General features: G+C 60.8%; 1 protein-coding gene. It reads left to right on the top strand.

Going from position 1 to position 286, the window contains the following annotated elements; all coding sequences use genetic code 11:
* Positions 1–286 (top strand): hypothetical protein (locus tag GHN86_RS23530; RefSeq protein ID WP_194286576.1); only part of this gene is annotated, 286 nt, incomplete at both ends.

Genomic DNA, 286 nt, shown 5'->3' with positions numbered 1-286 from the left:
ACCGAGCAGCTTCAATGGACGGCCAAAGAAGTCCGGCTGGCTCGCGCCTACGAAGGCTTGTATTTGAACGCTACGGCGACGCCGGACAGCGAAAAGCTCACGCTGCATCTGTTGAAGTCGCTACCGGGGTGGCCGGGTGAAGTGAGTATCGAAGTGCGTGACGCCAGTGTCACCGGCCAAGTGCTTGATCGAATTGGTGCTGACGATGCCTTGGCCCCGCGAGTTTTGGTCCTGCACGATGGCCGTTGCCGCGCCTGGTCACGTGAAGGCCAACCGGTTAACCCGG

The sequence above is a fragment of the Pseudomonas helleri genome, assembly GCF_009600315.1.
GTDB classification, from domain to species: domain Bacteria; phylum Pseudomonadota; class Gammaproteobacteria; order Pseudomonadales; family Pseudomonadaceae; genus Aquipseudomonas; species Aquipseudomonas helleri_A.
This window is presented reverse-complemented; position numbering and strand designations above follow the sequence as displayed.